This is a genomic window from Paenibacillus sp. FSL E2-0201, assembly GCF_037963325.1.
Taxonomy (GTDB): domain Bacteria; phylum Bacillota; class Bacilli; order Paenibacillales; family Paenibacillaceae; genus Paenibacillus_AQ.
This window is the reverse complement of sequence record NZ_CP150154.1, coordinates 2,922,425-2,937,645: the sequence shown is the minus strand read 5'-3', so window position 1 is coordinate 2,937,645 and position 15,221 is coordinate 2,922,425. Positions and strand designations below refer to the sequence as shown.

Annotated in this window: 18 protein-coding genes and 1 riboswitch; of the genes, 7 read left to right on the top strand and 11 right to left on the bottom strand. The window is 43.0% G+C overall.

Annotated elements, in window-relative coordinates:
* Positions 1-84: 84 nt before the first annotated feature.
* The gene (locus NSU15_RS12945) at positions 85-558 is read right to left on the bottom strand and encodes a transcriptional repressor (RefSeq protein ID WP_042127021.1); all 474 of its coding nucleotides are present in this window, start codon (positions 556-558) and stop codon (positions 85-87) included.
* Between the two features lie 321 nt (positions 559-879).
* Here NSU15_RS12945 and NSU15_RS12940 point away from each other — a divergent pair, with 321 nt between their 5' ends.
* Positions 880-1,542, top strand: coding sequence for an S-layer homology domain-containing protein (locus NSU15_RS12940; RefSeq protein ID WP_339290731.1), 663 nt, complete (start codon positions 880-882; stop codon positions 1,540-1,542).
* Between the two features lie 95 nt (positions 1,543-1,637).
* On the opposite strand, the gene NSU15_RS12935 is transcribed toward NSU15_RS12940, so the two are convergent.
* From NSU15_RS12935 to NSU15_RS12925, 3 genes are read right to left on the bottom strand one after another with little or no spacing between them, the layout of a single operon-like run.
* On the bottom strand, positions 1,638-2,390 hold the full coding sequence (locus tag NSU15_RS12935; protein ID WP_339291334.1) for an amino acid ABC transporter ATP-binding protein: 753 nt from the start codon (positions 2,388-2,390) through the stop codon (positions 1,638-1,640).
* Positions 2,391-2,403: 13 nt separating this feature from the next.
* Positions 2,404-3,072 carry an amino acid ABC transporter permease gene (locus tag NSU15_RS12930; RefSeq protein ID WP_076117548.1) on the bottom strand — a complete coding sequence of 223 codons (669 nt, stop codon included), beginning with the start codon at positions 3,070-3,072 and terminating at the stop codon, positions 2,404-2,406.
* 51 nt (positions 3,073-3,123) lie between these two features.
* Positions 3,124-3,960: an amino acid ABC transporter substrate-binding protein gene (locus NSU15_RS12925; RefSeq protein ID WP_076117550.1), complete on the bottom strand. Its 837-nt coding sequence runs from the start codon at positions 3,958-3,960 to the stop codon at positions 3,124-3,126.
* A 119-nt stretch (positions 3,961-4,079) separates the two neighbouring features.
* A riboswitch (TPP riboswitch) is annotated at positions 4,080-4,183 on the top strand.
* A 331-nt stretch (positions 4,184-4,514) separates the two neighbouring features.
* Here NSU15_RS12925 and NSU15_RS12920 point away from each other — a divergent pair.
* From NSU15_RS12920 to thiE, 6 genes are read left to right on the top strand one after another with little or no spacing between them, the layout of a single operon-like run.
* Positions 4,515-5,213 carry an ABC transporter ATP-binding protein gene (locus NSU15_RS12920; protein ID WP_081389737.1) on the top strand — a complete coding sequence of 233 codons (699 nt, stop codon included), beginning with the start codon at positions 4,515-4,517 and terminating at the stop codon, positions 5,211-5,213.
* Positions 5,194-5,967 (top strand): ABC transporter permease, encoded by a 774-nt coding sequence (locus NSU15_RS12915; protein WP_170880232.1) that lies wholly within the window; start codon positions 5,194-5,196, stop codon positions 5,965-5,967. The genes NSU15_RS12920 and NSU15_RS12915 overlap by 20 nt, the downstream gene beginning before the upstream one ends.
* Positions 5,964-6,986, top strand: a complete 1,023-nt coding sequence (locus tag NSU15_RS12910; RefSeq protein ID WP_139328465.1) for an ABC transporter substrate-binding protein — start codon at positions 5,964-5,966, stop codon at positions 6,984-6,986. The genes NSU15_RS12915 and NSU15_RS12910 overlap by 4 nt, the downstream gene beginning before the upstream one ends.
* 40 nt (positions 6,987-7,026) lie before the next feature.
* Positions 7,027-7,821: a hydroxyethylthiazole kinase gene (gene thiM, locus NSU15_RS12905; RefSeq protein ID WP_076117553.1), complete on the top strand. Its 795-nt coding sequence runs from the start codon at positions 7,027-7,029 to the stop codon at positions 7,819-7,821.
* A 26-nt stretch (positions 7,822-7,847) separates the two neighbouring features.
* The gene (thiD, locus tag NSU15_RS12900; protein WP_042127006.1) at positions 7,848-8,675 is read left to right on the top strand and encodes a bifunctional hydroxymethylpyrimidine kinase/phosphomethylpyrimidine kinase; all 828 of its coding nucleotides are present in this window, start codon (positions 7,848-7,850) and stop codon (positions 8,673-8,675) included.
* On the top strand, positions 8,665-9,321 hold the full coding sequence (gene thiE, locus NSU15_RS12895) for a thiamine phosphate synthase (RefSeq protein ID WP_139328474.1): 657 nt from the start codon (positions 8,665-8,667) through the stop codon (positions 9,319-9,321). The genes thiD and thiE overlap by 11 nt, the downstream gene beginning before the upstream one ends.
* Here the strand turns inward: thiE and NSU15_RS12890 are convergent.
* The 7 genes from NSU15_RS12890 to NSU15_RS12860 form a co-directional block, all read right to left on the bottom strand.
* Positions 9,302-9,994, bottom strand: a complete 693-nt coding sequence (locus tag NSU15_RS12890) for a pseudouridine synthase (protein ID WP_076117556.1) — start codon at positions 9,992-9,994, stop codon at positions 9,302-9,304. The two genes, thiE and NSU15_RS12890, sit on opposite strands and share 20 nt — an antisense overlap.
* 114 nt (positions 9,995-10,108) lie before the next feature.
* Entirely contained in the window at positions 10,109-10,291 is a 183-nt protein-coding gene (locus NSU15_RS12885; protein ID WP_042127002.1) for a DUF3934 family protein, read from the bottom strand.
* Positions 10,292-10,369: 78 nt separating this feature from the next.
* Positions 10,370-10,762: a hypothetical protein gene (locus tag NSU15_RS12880; protein ID WP_042126999.1), complete on the bottom strand. Its 393-nt coding sequence runs from the start codon at positions 10,760-10,762 to the stop codon at positions 10,370-10,372.
* Between the two features lie 115 nt (positions 10,763-10,877).
* The gene (asd, locus tag NSU15_RS12875; protein WP_042126997.1) at positions 10,878-11,963 is read right to left on the bottom strand and encodes an aspartate-semialdehyde dehydrogenase; all 1,086 of its coding nucleotides are present in this window, start codon (positions 11,961-11,963) and stop codon (positions 10,878-10,880) included.
* 126 nt (positions 11,964-12,089) lie between these two features.
* Positions 12,090-12,692: a response regulator transcription factor gene (locus NSU15_RS12870; RefSeq protein ID WP_042126995.1), complete on the bottom strand. Its 603-nt coding sequence runs from the start codon at positions 12,690-12,692 to the stop codon at positions 12,090-12,092.
* Positions 12,692-13,828: a sensor histidine kinase gene (locus tag NSU15_RS12865; protein WP_042126993.1), complete on the bottom strand. Its 1,137-nt coding sequence runs from the start codon at positions 13,826-13,828 to the stop codon at positions 12,692-12,694. The genes NSU15_RS12870 and NSU15_RS12865 overlap by 1 nt, the downstream gene beginning before the upstream one ends.
* A 161-nt stretch (positions 13,829-13,989) precedes the next feature.
* Positions 13,990-15,054: a fatty acid desaturase gene (locus NSU15_RS12860; protein ID WP_042126991.1), complete on the bottom strand. Its 1,065-nt coding sequence runs from the start codon at positions 15,052-15,054 to the stop codon at positions 13,990-13,992.
* Positions 15,055-15,221 lie beyond the last annotated feature (167 nt).

The following is a 15,221-nucleotide window of genomic DNA, read 5'->3' as shown; positions in this document are numbered from 1 at the left end:
TCATATCACTTTCCGAAAAAGAAGCTGCCCCTAAGCAGTATTTACTACTTCTGAGACAGCTTCTTCTTTTAGTTAGATAGCGGCTTAAGAGACCGCTTTGTTTGCTTTTTCTTTTTTGCAGCCTGTTCGTTTACATGTGCCATAAGTACCTTTGAAATCAAGACGGTGATCCGTGACGTTAAAGCCATATTCACGTTCCACTCTTTTCTCCAGCTCCACCAGCCAGTCATCCTTAATTTCCTCCAACCTGCCGCACACGCTGCATATCAAATGATGATGCATGTGGGAATGATCGTTCCCTCGCAGATCGTATCGAGCAACTCCATCTCCGAAATTCATCTTTTCAACAATGTGAAGCTCGCATAAGAGCTCGAGTGTACGGTATACCGTTGCCAGCCCTAAATGCGGATAGCTGTTCTTAACAAGCATATATACTTCTTCTACACTAAGATGATCTTTCTCATTGTCGAGCAATATTTTCACTATAGCTTCACGCTGGGGCGTTAATTTATACTTTTGCGCCGCAAACAGCTGACTGATATTTGAAATTTGATCCATTTGATCTCCTACCTTCCCGGAATGATTTAACATCCGTATCCACTGAGACGCACCCATTTATGCATCAAAATATTAAACGTAAATAGTAATCGTTACGATATAATCATATCAAAAATAATCACGAATGAATAGAGCCTAACATCATTATAACATTCTAGCTCTCTTATCCAAAGTTCTTTCATTCATTCCTGCCTATTTTTCTGCCAAATTCTACTTTTTCGTGAAATTATATAGGTTTGACCGCAACCTTTCCATATTTTTCTGCGTTTAATTATTTGATAGCGGCCACGAGGCCTATCCATACAACGAGGTGAAATGACCATGAATATGAAAAAAAGAACGTTAGCCGCGATTACAACTGTTACCATTCTCTCCTTCTCTTTGGGTGGCCAAATATTTGCAGCCGGAAATACCTTTAAGGATCTTGATAACATAAACGGTAAAGAAAAAATCATTTCTTTAAAGAATCAAGGCTTAATTAAAGGGGTTAGCGAATCCCAATTCATGCCTAGCTCCAAAGTAACAACAGCTCAAGGAATTCAATTCATCTCAGGGGGTCTCCAGCTTAGCCTCGCGGCCATTGATTTCAACAAAGCTCCTATTGCCAGCGGCTTGTTCACTAAAGTCAAAGATAAAGCATGGTATGCTGAAGCTTTTATCAATGCTTACTACAACCATGTCGAGCTTCCCAAAGATATTGACCCTACCAAAACAATGACCAAAGAAGAGTTCACTAATTACTTAGTACAAGGAGTCGAAGGCATTGGTAATCTGCCAATGATAAATATTGTGCCAGTAGATATCACTGACGATACTGCGCTCAACCCTTCCTATCAAGGCAGTGTTCAACGATCGCTTAAATACAAGATCAATAGCTTAGACGCTAACGGGAAGTTTAATCCGAAGAGCGAAATTACGCGTGCCGAAGCTGCCATTATGCTCTATAACGCTTTGGAATTTCTTAAGACCGGTATTAAATCCTAATCAATTCGCGGCACTTCACTGATCTGAATGATGTATACGAAAAAGCAGCCCAGGTATAAACCTGAACTGCTTTTTTTTTGCGTGTTGATCTTCTTCTATCCTTCTTCACCACTAATTCTATTCAGAAATTGCAGCGCACGGGGATGTTTCGTGTGCTCAAGAACTTCTTGCGGAGTCCCTTGCTCCAGAATATAGCCTCCATCCATCAGAATGATCCGGTCAGCCACATCGGCAGCAAATTTCATTTCATGAGTCACAATCACCATTGTCATTCCTTCTGCTGCCAACTGTTTAATAACTTTAAGCACTTCCCCCACCAACTCAGGATCGAGCGCCGAGGTAGGTTCATCGAACAATAGCACCTCTGGATCTACTGCCATAGCACGAGCGATGGCAACCCGTTGCTGCTGGCCACCTGACAGTTGGTGCGGATAAGCATCCGCTTTGTCTGCCAAACCTACTTTACCTAACAACTGAAGGGCACGTCCGCGTGCTTCATCCTTGGATCGTTTCTGGACAGTCACTTGTCCCTCCATCACATTGCCAAGTGCCGTCATATGCGGAAAAAGATTATAGGATTGAAAGACCATGCCTGTTTTTTTACGTAACGCCAAAATGGACTTCTGCGGTATTTTCTTGTTTTCCGAGAAATTAATTTTAATATCGCTGAGTGATAAGCTTCCTTGATCAGGGACTTCAAGTAGATTAAAACAGCGTAAAAGCGTTGTTTTGCCAGAGCCAGATGGACCTATAATGACCAGAACCTTACCAAGTTCCATCCTGAGATCAAGACCCTTTAATACCTGCAGCTCACCGAAGGATTTATGCAAATTAAGTATTTCAATCATCATAGTCCCTCCTTTAGCTCGCAGAAAAACGACTCAGTCGTTTCTCCAAGTAATTTTGCAGTGCTGACAACACTGAGCAAAATAGTAAGTAGAACAACCCTGCTTCGCAGTAGATCAACAGTGGCTCATAGGTGGTGGAAGCAACCTGCTGTGCTGTTCTGAACATCTCCGTATAAGTAATAGTCGCTGCCAGAGAAGTGTCTTTGACCAAGCTAATAAAGGAATTCGATAACGGCGGTACAGAGACACGGGCAGCTTGTGGAAGAATAATGCGTCGAAGCGCTTGCGCTCGAGTCATCCCAACGGAGAAGGCCGCTTCCCACTGACCTTTATGTATCGACAGGATAGCAGCACGTACAATTTCAGATGAATAAGCCCCAACACTAAGTGTAAACCCAATGGTCGCGGCTATAAATGGGTCTAGTACAATCCCAACTGCAGGCAAACCATAGAAAATAATAAATAATTGTACTAACAAAGGAGTTCCGCGAATGACCCATACATAAAAACGAGCGATTAGCATCGGAAGTACCCATGGGGAGAGACGAGCCAGTGCAGTCAAAATCGCTATTATCAGTCCCAGTAAAAAGGATATCAATGCTAAAGGAATGGTAAAAGCCACCCCCGCTTTTAGCAGGGGTAGCAGTGAATCTAAGAAAATTTGTATTTTTCGGTCATCCATTTTCAGACATCCTTTTTAGCTCCAGGCTAGTTTAGCTTCTGAAACCTTGAATTATTTTGAAACGTCAGCACCAAAGTATTTCTCAGAAATCTTTAAATAAGTTCCATCGCTCTTCATTTCAATAATTGCATCACTAACTGCTTTTACCAAGTCGTCGTTTCCTTTTAGGAATACAGCGGCACTTTCCGAACCATTAGGAATCTCATCCACCACTTTAATTTTCACATCAGGCTTCTGCTTTTTCAGGTCCAGATAAGACAATCCATCATTTACCGTTGCATCAATGCGGCCTGAGGTCAGTAAATCCACCGCTTGATTGAAGCCGTCTACAGCAACGATTTCAGCGCCGTTCTCACGAGCGATTTCGGATAGATTACTGGTCAGAGATTGTCCTGATTTTTTACCCTTAAGATCCGCAAATGCTTTAATATCCTCATTGTTTTCACTCACAATCAATACCGCTTTAGATACGATGTATGGCTCAGAGAAATCATATTTCGCTTTACGCTCTTCATTAATGGATACTTCGTTAAAAATAACATCAAACCGCTTAGCGTCCAATCCGGCAAAGAGACCGTCCCACTGTGTCTCAGAAAATTCAGGGTCAGCACCGAGACGCTTTGCTACTTCCTCAGCAATTTCTACGTCAAAACCAGTCAGTTTTCCCGATGCATCGTGATACGTAAAGGGTGCATAGGTTCCTTCGGTTCCTATCCGTAATTTGCCGCTCGCTTTAACAGCTTCCAAGCTATTTTTCGCAGTTGCAGCAGTTCCGCCATTCGTTCCAGCTGAAGAGTTGTTGGAAGTATCGGTATTCGAATTATTGCCGCACCCCGCTACAAACACCACGGTTAACACCAATAGAATAGTTAAACTGAGTTTTTTCATTATAGAATCCCCTCTCTTTACCCTTATATTGCCCATTCTTATAATAATTCTTCATAAGATCCTCTCTTTACATCTCAGAAAGTTATGGTATATTTATAAACAAATTAAATATGGACCTGTTATTTCACTAGGGGAGTCGGCCGACTGAGACGGAGCTTTATGCTTCGGACCCTTGGAACCTGATCTGGATCATACCAGCGGAGGGAAGTGGAGCAGAATTTTCATCCCATGCATTTTTTAGTGTTCCTATGCAGAATGAACTTTTTGACCCATTTGTTTCCCTCCGGAAATGAATGGGTCTTTATTTATTTACTTTCAATTACAAAACTTAGGCATATGCTTCCGTTGCCAGTTTTGTATGAAGTTCCTCAAGTAGCTATGCTATACAAAACTTAGGCATATGCTTCCGAAGCAAGTTTTGTACGAAGTTCCTCAAGAAGCTATGCTATACAAAACTTTTAGGAGGTTCTATCATCACGACAATCCTATCCATTCAAGACTTAGCCTACTCTTTTCCTGAGTCTAAACAGCTCCCTGTATTTGCAAACTTAACCATGGATATTAAGCAAGGTGAGTTTGTCGCTGTTATCGGGGCTAGCGGATGCGGAAAAAGTACGCTTTTCAAAACCATAGCAGGCTTGCTAGAACCCACTCATGGAAAAATAATGATTCATTCGGGTCGGCCAGCGGCATCTACTCGCTTAGGTCAGATCGCATACATGCCGCAGCAGGATTTGCTATTACCGTGGAGAACGGTGCTCGACAACTGCCTTTTACCCTGGGAAATTAAGCCAAGGTCCACTAAACAACAGACAATTTCACACATTCGAGACCTGCTGTCACGCTTCGGTTTAGGTGATGTTGAGAAGGCATACCCTCATGAGCTATCCGGTGGTATGAAACAGCGGGTCGCATTTCTTCGCACGCTAGTGTCTGGCGGCGGTGGCAGTCTTATGCTGCTAGATGAACCGTTTGGAGCGCTCGACGCTATGACCAAACGTGAGATACACCGCTGGTTGTTAGAGCTTTGGGATGAACTGAATCAAACAGTGATGCTCATCACCCATGATCTCGAAGAAGCACTATTACTAAGCGATCGGATTTATTTAATGTCTGGAGGCGCACATAGCGAATTACAGGAGATCGTTGTTGATTTGCCGAGGCCAAGACATTACAAAATGAACTATGAACCCCGTTTTATAGCATTGCGGGAAGAGTTGGAGCGGAGACTGTATGCAGCCCATACCTTTTAAAAAACAACTAGACAATTATGGCCCCTTCATTTTACTAGTGTTGTTCGTTGTTGCGATCTGGGAATCAGCTGTTCGTCTTCACTGGATTCCAGCTTTTATCCTCCCTGCTCCTTCTGCAATAGGTATCGCATTGATCGAGCATAAGCAATTACTCGGACAGCATTTATTGGCGACGCTGCAGGAAATATTAGTAGGTTTTGTACTTTCGGTTATCTGTGGTGCATTGCTGGGTACTGGAATGTTCTTATTTCGACCGCTTGAAAAGGCCATCTACCCTTTCCTTATTATCAGTCAGACGATCCCATTAATTGCGCTATCCCCCATTTTTATCATGTGGTTCGGATATACGCTGTGGAGCAAAGTCGCTGTAGTTTTTCTAACTGCTTTTTTTCCAGTCGTTGTGAGTACATATGATGGGCTTCGTACAAGTGGTCAGGCATATAAGGATCTATTATTAACCTTTAGTGCAAACCGCTGGCAACTGCTTACAAAAACACAAATCCCGCTGGCGCTGCCCTCTTTTTTCTCAGGACTAAAGCTATCCATTGTGTACTGTGTAATTGGAGCAACCATCGGCGAATGGCTCGGCGGCAGCAAAGGACTCGGTTACTTTAGCCGAAGAATGGCTGGAAATATGCAAAGTGACGAAATGTTCGCCGCAGTATTTCTGTTGTCCGCGCTCGGTGTAATGCTATTTCTGATGATAGCTCTGCTAGAAGCATTATTTTTAAAGAAAAGAGGATCTAATCGATGAATACTTTAATCATTCAAAAAAAATGGCTTTTACCCTTATATCTCATCTGTTTTGTCCTAATCTTAAGCAGCTGCGGAAATACATCCAAAGTAAGTAATGCTTCAAATAGCGAAAACAAACAAACGCACAAGCTGACAATCATGCTCGATTGGTATCCCAACGCCGTTCACTCATTTTTATATGCGGCTGAGCAAAATGGTTATTTCCAAGAGGAAGGTCTGGATGTAGAGATCCAAATGCCGGCAGACACCAATGATGCACTAAAGCTTGTAGCAGCGAATCAAGTTGATTTAGCACTTAGTTATCAGCCTCAGGTGCTTATGGCACGTAGTGAAAAGATTCCAGTACGTTCGATTGCAGCGATTGTAAGGCATCCGCTTAATCATTTAATGGTGCCTCAGTCCGGAGATATCCAAAGTCCTAAAGACCTTACAGGTAAACAAATTGGGTATTCTTCCATCCCACTTTATGAAGCCATGATTCGTACAATGATCCAGAACGACGGGGGTGACCCTAACGCCAGTAAACTAATCGATGTAGGCTTCGACCTTATTCCAGCAATTGCGACCGGGCAGGTAGATGCCATTATGGGCGGGTTCATTAACCACGAACAATTAATTCTCGAAAAAGAAGGGCATCCCGTTCACTCGTTTAATCCCACAGACTTCGGAGTACCCGATTATTACGAGCTAGTCCTTGTCGCCAGTGAGCAAGGGGTACAAAATTCCGAGTCCTACTTCAAAAAGTTTCTAAGCGCCATTACAAAAGGACAACAATTTGTCCAGGAAAATCCGGAAAACGCGTTAAAGTTACTGCTTGCACACGAAGATGCGACCTCTCCACTAGATAAGGAAATAGAAGAAAAGAGCTTGCAGATTCTTCTGCCTCTAATGAATGCAGGTGACCAAAATTTTGGTTATCAAGAGCCAGCGTCTTGGGAAAAGGTACGACAGTGGCTATCCGACAATGATTTACTGTCTAACGACATCAAGGCAGAGGATGCTTTTATCAATCTTTAACCATTAGCTATTTGCTCATTAAACTTGAGGAGGAAATATCATGAGTTATCTATCCAAAGTACGGGAATCCAATCCACTGGTCCACAATATAACCAATATCGTCGTAGCCAACTTCTCAGCAAACGGGCTTTTGGCGCTCGGTGCCTCCCCCTTTATGGCGGATGCTCACGAAGAAGTGGTGGATATCGCCGCATTTTCAGCTGCAGTGGTACTAAATATCGGCACACTGAATGACTATGCCATTCAATCCATGGTGCTCGCAGGACAATCTGCGAATAAGCACGGGGTTCCCTTAGTTCTTGATCCAGTAGGTGCGGGAGCAACTTCATATCGAACAGCTGTCACTCAAAAGCTAGTGAATGAGATGCAAATTACCGCACTACGTGGGAATGTGGCTGAAGTTGCCAATGTTATTGGTGAAAGCTGGTCTATTAAAGGGGTGGATGCAGGCGAAGGGGATGGCGATGTAGTCGTCTTAGCTGAGACTGCCGCGCGGAAGTTAGGTTGTGTAGTGATCATCACCGGAAAAGACGATGTTATCACCAATGGAGTTAACACCTACATTACTAGCAACGGTCACCCTATTCTAACGAAAGTAACGGGAACCGGATGTCTGCTCAGTGCAGTAGTCGGGGCATTTCTAGCGGTAAGTGAAGGGGCATCTCTTGCAGCCGCAGTGGAAGCCATCTCATTCTATGGAGTAGCTGCTGAGATTTCCGCTGAACTAACTACTGGCAAAGGTCCGGGGAGCTTTCAAATGGAGTTTCTCAATCAATTGAGTTTGGTCACACCTGAAACGTATAAAGAGAAATCAATAATCAAGCAACTCAGATAACGACATACAAAGGAGCGAACGTAATCATGATATCCAAAGCTTTAACCATAGCCGGCTCGGATAGCGGCGGCGGAGCAGGGATTCAGGCAGATCTAAAAACCTTTCAAGAACTTGCTGTATACGGTATGTCCGCACTAACAGCTGTGACAGCCCAGAACACATTAGGTGTTCAAGGCGTATTTCCGTTATCACTGCAAGCTATTACTCAGCAGCTTGATTCCATTGGGCTTGATCTGAAGCCCGATGCTGTGAAGACAGGGATGCTTTTTAACAGTGACATCATTCGAGTCGTAGCAGAGAAGGTTCAGCAATACGGCTGGCGTAATCTTGTAGTTGATCCAGTCATGGTTGCTAAAGGCGGCTCTACGCTATTACAACAAGAAGCTGTCCAGTCCTTAATCAAACATCTTCTCCCGCTAGCCTTAGTGACGACGCCTAATATTCCAGAGGCTGAAATGATTACTAACATGAGCATCACTACAATCGACGATCGTAAAGAAGCGGCCACAATCATCCATGCCATGGGCTCTAGTTATGTAGTGCTAAAAGGTGGGCATGATACCGCAACTAAAGCTGTTGTAGATCTCCTATATGATGGTCACGAGTTCATCTTTATGGAGAGTGAACGAATTCAGACCAGGCACACACATGGTACAGGCTGTACTTATTCAGCAGCAGTTACTGCCGAGCTTGCTAAGGGTAAATCTGTTCCTGAAGCTATAAACATAGCAAAGGCTTTTATACAAGCAGCGATTGAAGACGAGCTGGGCATAGGGGTTGGACATGGTCCGACGAATCATTTTGCTTATCAGAATAGATTGCGAGGGATGAACCTTGAAGCGAATAGACAGTGATCAACTACGGGATTTATTAAAAATCTATTTCATTATGGGTAGCGTGAATTGTCAGATAGCCCCAGCCAAAGTACTAAAAGAAGCCGTCGCTGGAGGCATAACGATGTTTCAATTTCGTGAAAAAGGTACCGGGGCATTAACTGCTCAAGTTAAATTTAATTTAGGAAGACGGCTCCAAAAAATATGTCGTGCTAACGGAGTTCCTTTTATCGTTAATGACGATATTGATCTAGCCATCGCCCTTGATGCGGACGGCATTCATGTAGGACAAGAGGACACCCCTGCCCTAGCGATTAGGCAACTGCTTGGAGAAGATAAGATCATTGGTGTGTCCGCTCATTCGCTCAGCGAAGCGCAGCAGGCCATAGCAGATGGAGCCGATTATCTAGGCATTGGACCTATTTATCCTACCTCTTCCAAAGACGATGCCCAAGCTGTTCGAGGCACATTAGTTATTGAGGAAATAAGAAACAGCGGCATTACGATTCCTTTGGTCGGTATAGGAGGCATCACGGAGCACAATGCAGCTCCGGTATTAGCTGCAGGTGCGGACGGTATCTCCGTGATCTCAGCGATTGCAGGCGCTGAAGACATCGCCTTAGCAGCCAGAGGATTTGTTCACGAAGTTAATTTAAGCGGGACATAAGCTCACTTAGCTCTTCTCCGCTCAAAGGACGCCACTGTCCTCGCTCCAAACCATCAATCGTTATATTCATAATTCTTATTCGCTCTAGTTTAAGTACTCTATATCCTAACTCCTTGCACATTCTGCGTATTTGCAGATTAAGGCCTTGAGTTAGGATAATTCTAAACTGACATTCCGCGATCCGAAAGACCTCGCAAGGTTTAGTTGTAACGCCAAGAATGTCCACACCACTAGACATTGCATTTACGAATTCTGGCGTTATCGGCTTGTCAACATGAACTACATACTCTTTTTCGTGTCCATTCTCGGAACGCATCATTTTGTTTACGATATCTCCATCGTTGGTTAACAGAATGAGGCCTTCCGAGTTTTTATCTAATCTCCCGATCGCAAAAATCCTTGAAGGATATCCTACAAAATCTATAATATTCCCTTCTACATTTGGGGCAGCTGTACAGGTGATACCGATCGGCTTGTTCAGAGCGAGATATACCGGCTCCCCTTTGCTGGTTGTTATGGGCTCTCCATCAATCCATACGATGTCTTCTGGCTCTATAAGAATATTTGCCTCACAGACGACGCCATTCACACTGATCCGGCCTGCAGCAATTAATCGTTTCGTTTCCCTTCTGGAACAGAAGCCTGTTTCGCTTATATATTTATCAATTCTCACTAATGATCCTACTTTCCATCTGATACTGACACTTGCTTATATCCATAAAAAAACACCTGATTTTAACGATCAAAATCAGATGTTAACTTTCAGGAATAACCTAGTTTAAGGGAGCTATTTCGTGCTTCCACTTTTTTTCACGTTATTGCCCTTGCTTCCATTTGCATCTTTAGCGCCTGGACCCGTGGTTGGGGCACCTTTTGCAGGTTTAACTGGTTTTGCTGTTTTGTTCCAGCGTGTCCAGCCCTTACTCCCCGTACCTCTGCCCGTGCCGCCACCTTTACTTTTTGCACCCATCATATCACTCCGTCAGTCATTCAGAATTCGTATAGTTTATACACTTAACCTATCTTACCACACTCTTCTTGTTTCTGTTTAAGCATCTTTATTCATTTCATAAATACTAAAGGTATCTTCGTGTATTTCAATGGCAATTACGGTATCCTCTTTTTCGAAAAATTGCACATGCCCCAAACGCTTATCCTTCAACTCCACCCACCCTGAATCCCTTAATTTATTGAAATAGCTTTCAGGTGGATACATACCTAGTTCTCCCCCTATATTTTTCAATTCATACTTTACTCCTATTTTTATATTGGGGTTATTGGAAGTTGTCGTCACTTCGATTTCTTTAGCATTTATCGGAATAGGAATCCCCTCATTAATGGAAGACACTCCATACTCTTGTACTTCTTGAGTTGATGATGTGCATCCGCTATTGAATAGTATTAACGGTAATAATATAAAAGCTAATAAATATTTATACAAATATATCAGCTCCTTCCTAACTTATTTCACCAAATGCTTTCAATAAAAAACACCCCACCAAAGACTAAGCTTTGATGAGGTGTCTATTACAGAACCGTTTTAGAGCCTGTATATCTTATTTAGGCTGAATATAACCTTCTGCTTTCAGAAGCTCAGCAATCAATACAGCCCCGCCAGCAGCTCCACGCAAGGTGTTATGGGAGAGACCTACAAACTTGTAATCATAGATGGCATCTTCCCGAAGTCTGCCTGTTGATACGCCCATTCCGTTCTCGATATCACGATCCAGTTTGGTTTGAGGACGGTTCTCCTCTTCGAAATAGGTAATGAACTGTTTAGGTGCGCTAGGCAGCTCAAGCTCTTGAGGGCGTCCTTTGAAGCTATTCCAGAGGTTTAGAATCTCTTCTTTAGATGGTTTCTTCTCAAAAGAAACAAATACAGCAGCCATATGACCATCGGCTACAGGCACACGGATACACTGCGAAGTAATGGTTGGCGCTTCACTTTTTACGATGCCTTCCTCTTGAACACTTCCCCAGATCCGTAAAGGTTCCTGCTCGCTCTTCTCTTCCTCCCCACCAATATAAGGAATCACGTTGTCCAGCATTTCAGGCCAGTCAGCAAAAGTCTTACCTGCACCGGAAATCGCTTGGTAGGTTGTAACGACAACTTTAGACGGGTTGAATTCTTTAAGTGCATGAAGTGCAGGCACATAACTTTGAATGGAGCAGTTAGGTTTAACAGCAATGAACCCGGTCTCTGTTCCCAAACGTTTTCTTTGCTGCGCTATAACCTCAAGATGCTCCGGGTTAATTTCAGGAATAACCATAGGCACGTCAGGTGTCCAGCGATGCGCTGAGTTATTAGAGATTACTGGAGTACCCGTACGAGCATAAGCCTCCTCGAGCGCTTTAATCTCCTCTTTCTTCATGTCTACTGCGCAAAAGATCAAATCCACGTCCGCAGCTACTTCTTCTACCTTAGAAGCATCTTGGACCATAATATTCTTCACGTTCTCAGGCATTGGTGTGGATAGCTTCCATCTGCCCTTGGCCGATTCTTCATACGTTTTCCCAGCAGATCTCGCACTGGCAGCAATCGCAGTTACTTCAAACCAAGGATGATTCTCTAGAAGGGCAATAAAACGCTGACCTACCATTCCTGTGCCGCCAACTATGCCGGCTCTTAGCTTTCTTGACATCAGAAAATACACTTCCTTTTGATTAACTGTCCTATTAGTGAATAATAGGCCGATAATTAATGATATACGGCTGGAGAACATTTGGCGAGTGTTAACATCAAAATAACATTAAAAAATTTAAGATATTCATTTAAACCAGCCTTTTTCCTTAAATCGAGTGATCGCTTCAATCCGATTCCCAACGTCTAACTTATCAAGAATAACCGAAATGTAATTCCGTACTGTACCGGTGGTAATGTACAGCTCGCTGGCAATTTCTTTCGTATTTTTACCATCAGCGATCAGTCCGAGTACTTCCTTCTCCCGCTGAGTCAATGGATTCACTTCACCGCTGTAAGCTTCATCCATCAGCTCTGGTGCATACATACGTCTGCCTGCCATTACATTCCGGATAGAAAGGGCCAGCTCTTCACTAGGGCTGTCCTTCAGTAAATAAGCGTGAACCCCCGCCTTGAGCGCACGTTCGAAATATCCCGCCCGAGCAAAGGTCGTTAATATCATCGTTTTGCAGCCGCTATTCTTCAGGGCTTCTGCAGCGTCAAGACCGCTCATCGCCGGCATCTCAATATCCATAATACAGATATCCGGTTTAAGCTGCTGAACCATAGCTACAGCTTCTTCCCCATTGCTTGCTCGGCCTACGACCTTCATATCCTCTTCTAAATCGAGTAAAGAAGCCAGCGCCCCAAGGAGCATTCGTTGATCCTCAGCGATTACAATTTTAATCATTATAGGATGACCTCCTGTTCCTGATGTTTGAATGCATTGGGTACTTTAATTACAATTGTAGTCCCGCTATCTCTCACGATGTCCATACAGCCATTTACGAATTCAAGACGCTCTCTCATGCCTTGCAGCCCATGACCTTTAAAATAAAGATCATTCCCAGGTATACCGGTCCCATCATCTTTCACTTTAATGACTAGATCCGTCCGTGAGGGTTTAATCAGAATAGAGCAAGACTTTGCCCCACTGTGCTTCACAACATTAGTGACAGCTTCCTTTATACACATGCTGAGGACATTCTCCGTAATCAATGAGGTGTTTGTTAGCTTCGGATTCCCCTCCAAAATAAAATCAATCTCAGCAGCTGCAAGAAACTGCTGAATATGAATAAGTTCATCTTCAAGCCGAATGCCTCGCATTCGCGTAACCATTTCCCGAACCTCTTTCAGCGCACTTCTCGCTGTCTGTCGTACATCATCAATCTCAGCTTTAGCTTGCGTAGGATTTGAATCAATTAGCTTCCCCGCCAAGTCACTCTTAAGACCAATTAAAGAGAGCTTCTGACCTAAAGTATCATGAAGATCCCGCGAAATCCGTTGGCGTTCTTCAATCTTAACGAGTTCGGAGATCCGCTTATTCGCATCTTCCAATTGATCTTGTAACTTACCTTGATTATTTCGGTTATAGGTACTAATTGGAAGTAGAATCACTGCAATCATACTTACAAGCACGAACGGAAGTTGACTAATAAACACTGAATTACGCGAAAGCAGCTCATAATTGATTGTAATGATAGTAGTTAACAGATGGATAGAATACAGCGTGAAGAAACCTACTCGATTCTGTATGTTCCCAATAAAAAAGGCTAGGAAAAGCGCAAAATACATATATCCGAACAAAAGCGTCATCGTTATAGACACTATAATTTGAACACTCGTCCAGAAATACACCAGCCAGCCTTTAGAAACAAAAGAAAGTACATAACATACAAAAAATACAGCAATCATCAAGATTCCCGAAACGACTTGATAGGTAGAGGAGGAGCGAAATATAAAATAAAACGGTAGAATGTAAAAAACGACCCATACATAAGGGGATAGACCTGTGCTTTTATGAAAAATATGATGCCACTTTTGCATGACCGCTCTCCTTTTTACCATACATTACTCTCCTTATTCTAGCACAAATTCAGTGAAAATCTGTTGATCCACTATCCTAAATAGAAAAAGATTAGAGCCACGAATGATTTCTCCGGCTCTAACCTTGCTCTGTACTCCTATTTTGTTCGAACCGATAGTTATTATTCGCCTTGGAGTCTAGTCTTATGAACTTGCAAGACTTCTGCTGCTACCTTAGGTTTGTTTAGTCTCGACTTCATCTGTTTAAAGCTGATAAAGCTCTTATTCTCTTCATCCCAAAGACGGAAGTGTAGAGCCTTCAGGCTAGAACTAAGTGTTATAGTCGTTGCTTTTTGCAATGGCGGCGTAGCATTATGTGCTTTTTCTAAATTATAGTTGGGTACCTTTGGACTTAAATGATGGACATGGTGGAACCCGATGTTCCCTGTAATCCATTGCAATAGCTTAGGTAGCTTGTAATATGAGCTTCCCTCTACTGCAGCCATAACATAACTCCACTCCGATTCATTCTCGAAGTAAGAATCCTCGAACTGATGCTGCACATAGAACAACCATATTCCGAGAAAGCCGGATACAAAAGCTATTGGTAATTGCACCATGATAAAGGCTTGCCAGCCGATCGCCCAAATAAGCAAAGCATAGAGCGCTGCAATAGATACATTTGTTAAATAAGTATTCATCCGTTCTTTACGTCTAGCGCCTTTAGCATTAAAGCGATACTGAATCATAAACACAGCAATAGGTCCAATTCCGAACATCACGATCGGATTACGGTAAATCCGGTAATACAGGCGTTTCCAGAATGAAGCTGCTTCATATTCGTCGACAGTCATAATCCATATATCACCGATCCCTCTTTTATCGAGGTTGCTGGAGCTGGCGTGATGAATGGAATGACTATGCTTCCACTGCCGATAGGGAACAAGCGTTAATACACCTGTGATCGTTCCGATAATGTCATTCGCTCTACGATTCTTAAAGAACGAACCATGTGTACAGTCATGGAAAATAATAAAAGTTCGAATTACAAATCCTGCTGCAGGAATGGCCAGCAAAAGAGTAAGCCAGTAGGAAACGGATAAAGAGAAATAAGCTCCGCCCCATAACAGCACAAGTGGCCCTAAAGTATTAATGAGCTGTCTTATGCTCGCATTGCGGTCGTTTTTTTCGTAAGGGGCTACACTCTTTTTAAGACTGGAGAGCTGTGATGTCTGTTTTGTAGTCATCTTTTATCGTTTCCTCCTTGATGTGTCTGGCTAAGGATCTTTTCATCTAATCTCAGTATAGAAGATAAAGTGTCATCCTATAAGTCATAAACATCAAGTGAAGAGTATGATAAATGTCATACTTATGCCCTGAATTTCCCCCTTTTACTATATATCCATGTGCTTTT

Excerpts from the sequence above, each read along its gene's own strand:
- NSU15_RS12945 (WP_042127021.1), bottom strand. The coding sequence starts at position 558 with ATGGATCAAATTTCAAATATCAGTCAGCTGTTTGCGGCGCAAAAGTAT.
- NSU15_RS12940 (WP_339290731.1), top strand. The coding sequence starts at position 880 with ATGAATATGAAAAAAAGAACGTTAGCCGCGATTACAACTGTTACCATT.
- NSU15_RS12935 (WP_339291334.1), bottom strand. The coding sequence starts at position 2,390 with ATGATTGAAATACTTAATTTGCATAAATCCTTCGGTGAGCTGCAGGTA.
- NSU15_RS12930 (WP_076117548.1), bottom strand. The coding sequence starts at position 3,072 with ATGGATGACCGAAAAATACAAATTTTCTTAGATTCACTGCTACCCCTG.
- NSU15_RS12925 (WP_076117550.1), bottom strand. The coding sequence starts at position 3,960 with ATGAAAAAACTCAGTTTAACTATTCTATTGGTGTTAACCGTGGTGTTT.
- NSU15_RS12920 (WP_081389737.1), top strand. The coding sequence starts at position 4,515 with ATGGATATTAAGCAAGGTGAGTTTGTCGCTGTTATCGGGGCTAGCGGA.
- NSU15_RS12915 (WP_170880232.1), top strand. The coding sequence starts at position 5,194 with ATGCAGCCCATACCTTTTAAAAAACAACTAGACAATTATGGCCCCTTC.
- NSU15_RS12910 (WP_139328465.1), top strand. The coding sequence starts at position 5,964 with ATGAATACTTTAATCATTCAAAAAAAATGGCTTTTACCCTTATATCTC.
- thiM (WP_076117553.1), top strand. The coding sequence starts at position 7,027 with ATGAGTTATCTATCCAAAGTACGGGAATCCAATCCACTGGTCCACAAT.
- thiD (WP_042127006.1), top strand. The coding sequence starts at position 7,848 with ATGATATCCAAAGCTTTAACCATAGCCGGCTCGGATAGCGGCGGCGGA.
- NSU15_RS12885 (WP_042127002.1), bottom strand. The coding sequence starts at position 10,291 with ATGGGTGCAAAAAGTAAAGGTGGCGGCACGGGCAGAGGTACGGGGAGT.
- asd (WP_042126997.1), bottom strand. The coding sequence starts at position 11,963 with ATGTCAAGAAAGCTAAGAGCCGGCATAGTTGGCGGCACAGGAATGGTA.
- NSU15_RS12870 (WP_042126995.1), bottom strand. The coding sequence starts at position 12,692 with ATGATTAAAATTGTAATCGCTGAGGATCAACGAATGCTCCTTGGGGCG.
- NSU15_RS12865 (WP_042126993.1), bottom strand. The coding sequence starts at position 13,828 with ATGCAAAAGTGGCATCATATTTTTCATAAAAGCACAGGTCTATCCCCT.
- NSU15_RS12860 (WP_042126991.1), bottom strand. The coding sequence starts at position 15,054 with ATGACTACAAAACAGACATCACAGCTCTCCAGTCTTAAAAAGAGTGTA.